This is a genomic window from Actinomadura formosensis NBRC 14204, from assembly GCF_001552155.1.
GTDB lineage: Bacteria > Actinomycetota > Actinomycetes > Streptosporangiales > Streptosporangiaceae > Spirillospora > Spirillospora formosensis.
The window spans coordinates 1-3,514 of record NZ_BCQQ01000248.1 but is presented as its reverse complement, the minus strand read 5'-3'; the positions used below and the strand labels follow the sequence as shown (position 1 = coordinate 3,514).

The following is a 3,514-nucleotide window of genomic DNA, read 5'->3' as shown; positions in this document are numbered from 1 at the left end:
CCCCCGCCGTCCCGGCCCCGCCGGTGCCTGCGGCCCCCGCGGATCCCGCTCCGGCGGCCCCCGCGGCACCCGCCGCCCCCGCCGAGGCCCCGCCCGACCCGAGGCCGAGCGCGGTCAGCGGAAACAGCATCGACAGCGCGGCGGCGGCCCCCGCGAGGGTGCGGACGCCGCGTCCCTCCCAGCCGGCCCCGTAGGCGGACGCCGCGACCGACTCCAACTCGGAGACGAACGCGGCGGCTCCCATCGGACGGTCCCACGGGTTCTTGGCCAGGCCGCGCTCGATCAGCGGGCGGAGCGGCTCGGGGACGTCCTCCACCGGGATCGGCGCGGTGAGGTGACGGCCCATGAGCCCCGCCTGGTCCTCGGCGGTGTAGGGGCGGCGTCCCGTCACGCACTCGAAGAACACGCACGCCGCCGCGTACACGTCGGTCGCGGGGGAGGCGGGCTCGTCCCGCCACTGCTCGGGCGCCATGTAGACGGGGGTGCCCGAGCGCCCGGACGCGCCCGCGTCCACGGCGATGCCGAAGTCGATCAGCTTGCTCAGCCCGTCGCCGCGCACGATCACGTTGGCGGGCTTGTAGTCGCGGTGGACGATGCCGAGGTCGTGGGCGGCGGCGAGGCCCAGCAGCGAGCCCTTGAGGACCGCCAGGGCCGCCTCGGGCTCCAGCGGTCCCCGCTCGGCCAGCACCGCCTTGAGAGACGCCCCGTCCACGGCCTCCATGACGATGGCGGCGCCGCCCGGATTCTCGACCAGCCCGAACAGCTGCGCGACGAACGGGTTGCGCAGCCGGCTCAGCAGCTCGGCCTCGCCGCGGAACCGCTCCCTGAACCGCGCGTCCCCGAGCAGGGACTCGCCCAGGTACTTGATCGCCGCCGGGCGGCCGGTCGCGTCGTGCCGGGCGAGCACGACGCGGCCCTGCGCGCCCTCGCCGAGGGCCCGCAGCTCGCTGTACCCCGGAACCCGCCACCCCGTCATGTACCGCCCCCATCTCCGGCAAAGATCCCGATGGGGTTATACCGGACCGCGGCGTCAGGCGGCGACGGGTTCGGAGCGGGTGTCGCCGGAGGCGCCGGCCGGGCCCGCGGTCTCCGGTGCCGCTTCGGCCGGTGCTGGGACGGTGACGCCGGTGGCCGTGCGGAGCGGGACGAAGCGGGCCCCGGCCGCGATCAGCAGCGCCAGGACCACGACCGTGCCCACGCCCACGCGCAGCGAGGTGGCGTCCGCCAGGAATCCGACCACGACCGGGCCGAGCAGCAGGCCGCCGTAGCCCATCGCGCCGACCTGGGCGACGGCCGCGGCGGGACGGTCCGGCGCGGCGGTCCCGGCCAGCGAGATCGTCGTCGGGACGACCGTGCAGACGACCAGCCCGGTGACGAAGAACCCGGCGATCGCCACCGACGGCGTCGGCGCCAGCACGACGACGGTCATGCCGGCCGCGGTGCCGAGGCCCGCGCCGACCATCAGGCGGCGGGTGCCGACCCGCATCCGGACCCGGTCGCCGACGAGCCGGCCGAGCAGCATCGCCAGTTCGAACACCGGGTAGCCGGCGGCGGCGACGGCCTCGGTGGCGCCCAGCTCCTCGTGCAGGAGCAGCCCGCTCCAGTCGGCGATCGAGCCCTCGGTCATGAACGCGATGAACGCGAGGACGCCGATCAGGTAGACGGCGGCGGGCATGCGGCGCGCCCCGCGTCCAGTTCCGGACGCGGCCGGGGCCGCCGGGTCGGGCAGATAGGTGCGGCCGAGCGCGAGACCGGCGGGCAGCGACAGCAGCGCGGTGGCCAGCACGGTCTCGGTGAACCCGAACCCGGCGGCGGCCGTGGCGACGCCGAACAGGCCGCCGCTCATCGCGCCGACGCACCAGCCGGCGTGCATGCCGCTCATGATGGGCCGGCGGTACGCCTGCTCGACGACGCTGCCCTGCGCGTTCATCGCGATGTCGGTGATCCCGAACGTCATGCCGAACAGTGCGACCGCGACCAGCAGCACCCCGTAGGCGGGGGCGAGCGCGACCGCCGCGTAGGACAGCGCGGTCAGCGGCAGCGCCACCCGCAGCACGGTCCGGCTGCCCGCGCGCGCCATCAGCCCGCGCAGTGCCTGCATGGCCACGATCGCGCCGAGCCCCCAGACGAGGACGACGATGCCGATCTCGCCCTCGGTGGTCCCGAACTTGCCGGCCAGCGCGGGCATGCGCGCCACCCACACTCCGGTCAGCAGGCCGGCCAGCGCGAAGGTCAGGAACGTTCCGGAACGCGCACGCGGCAGCATGGTTCACCTCTTTCTCGACTCGGCGGGGCACACCCCGATCGGTGTGCCGGACGTCTCGCGGGACCGCGGTGCGGCCCAGTGGTGCGGGCAGGTGGTGCGGGCAGGTGGTGCGGGCCGGTGGTGCGGGGGCCGTCCCCCACGGGATCAGGCGCTCCAGGTCATCGGGACCGGAGCGCTCGGGTGGTTCGGTGAGGGCGCGCGGGGCGCCCCGGGGTCATCGCTCCAGCAGGCCCAGGAGCCGCCGTTTCAGCGCGTCGAGCTGCTGCGCGTCGTACAGCCCCGGATCGTGGCTGACCACTTCCCAGAGGCCCTCGGCCGCCAGCCGGACGATCATGGCGATGCCCGGGTCGGGATCGTCCGCGGAGTCGCGGCCGTGCCAGCGGCGCATCGCCTCGTTCAGCGGCGCGGCCTGCTCCGGATCCGCCGCGGCGGCCGTGATCGCCGACCATCGCCGGTAGGCGCGGGCCTCCCCGGTGAGGATCTCGAACGTGGCCTCGACGTAGGCGCGGGTGTAGGCGCCCGGCGCGCCGTCCCCGTAGGAGTCGATGTAGGAGGCGATCAGGTCGTCGAACTCCTCGATGACCCGCGCCACCATCGCCCGGACGAGCGCCTCCTTGGTGGGGAAGTGGTAGAGCAGCCCTCCCTTGCTGACGCCGGCGCGGTCCGCGACCGCGGTGAGCGTCAGCGCCTGCGTCCCCTGCTCGGAGAGGATGGTCTCGGCGGCGTCCAGGAGGGCTTCCTTCTTCATGATCCCTCCACTGTACCGGCTGGACGGTATACACGGTGAACCGGGGGACCCGAAAGGGTATTCCCGCCTCCTCGCGCAACCGCACGGGCACCGGCGGGGGAACACGCCGGGCGCGGATACTGTTGACCGCGTGGTGACCTACCTCGACCATGCGGCGACGACCCCGATGCTGCCCGAGGCCATCGAGGCGATGACGGCGGAACTACGCGAGCTGGGGAACCCGTCCTCCCTGCACGCGGTGGGACGGCGCGCCCGCCGCGTCGTCGAGGAGTCCCGGGAGATCATCGCCGAGGCGTTCGACGCCCGCCCGAGCGAGGTCGTGTTCACCTCCGGCGGCACCGAGGCCGACAACCTCGCGATCAAGGGCATCTACTGGGCGCGCCGCGCCGCCGACCCGGCCCGCACCCGCGTGCTGGCCGGCGCCGTCGAGCACCACGCCGTCATGGACGCGGTGCAGTGGCTCGCCGACCATGAGGGCGCCCGCGTCGACTGGCTGCCGG

The 3,514-nt window shown here is 74.8% G+C and carries 4 protein-coding genes; 1 reads left to right on the top strand and 3 read right to left on the bottom strand.

Annotated elements, in window-relative coordinates; all coding sequences use genetic code 11:
• The 3 genes from AF1_RS32150 to AF1_RS32140 form a co-directional block, all read right to left on the bottom strand.
• Positions 1–976: serine/threonine-protein kinase (locus tag AF1_RS32150; RefSeq protein WP_157419410.1), on the bottom strand; the 976-nt coding region annotated here is incomplete at its 3' end.
• 54 nt (positions 977–1,030) lie between these two features.
• The gene (locus AF1_RS32145; protein WP_067808042.1) at positions 1,031–2,266 is read right to left on the bottom strand and encodes an MFS transporter; all 1,236 of its coding nucleotides are present in this window, start codon (positions 2,264–2,266) and stop codon (positions 1,031–1,033) included.
• Between the two features lie 214 nt (positions 2,267–2,480).
• Entirely contained in the window at positions 2,481–3,014 is a 534-nt protein-coding gene (locus tag AF1_RS32140) for a TetR/AcrR family transcriptional regulator (protein WP_067808036.1), read from the bottom strand.
• Between the two features lie 133 nt (positions 3,015–3,147).
• On the opposite strand from AF1_RS32140, the gene AF1_RS32135 reads away from it, so the two are divergent.
• A partial coding sequence (locus AF1_RS32135) for an aminotransferase class V-fold PLP-dependent enzyme (protein WP_157419408.1) occupies positions 3,148–3,514 on the top strand: 367 nt, incomplete at its 3' end.

Bases quoted from the DNA above. Each gene is read 5' to 3' on its own strand.
- AF1_RS32145 (WP_067808042.1), bottom strand. From the start codon at position 2,266: ATGCTGCCGCGTGCGCGTTCCGGAACGTTCCTGACCTTCGCGCTGGCC.
- AF1_RS32140 (WP_067808036.1), bottom strand. From the start codon at position 3,014: ATGAAGAAGGAAGCCCTCCTGGACGCCGCCGAGACCATCCTCTCCGAG.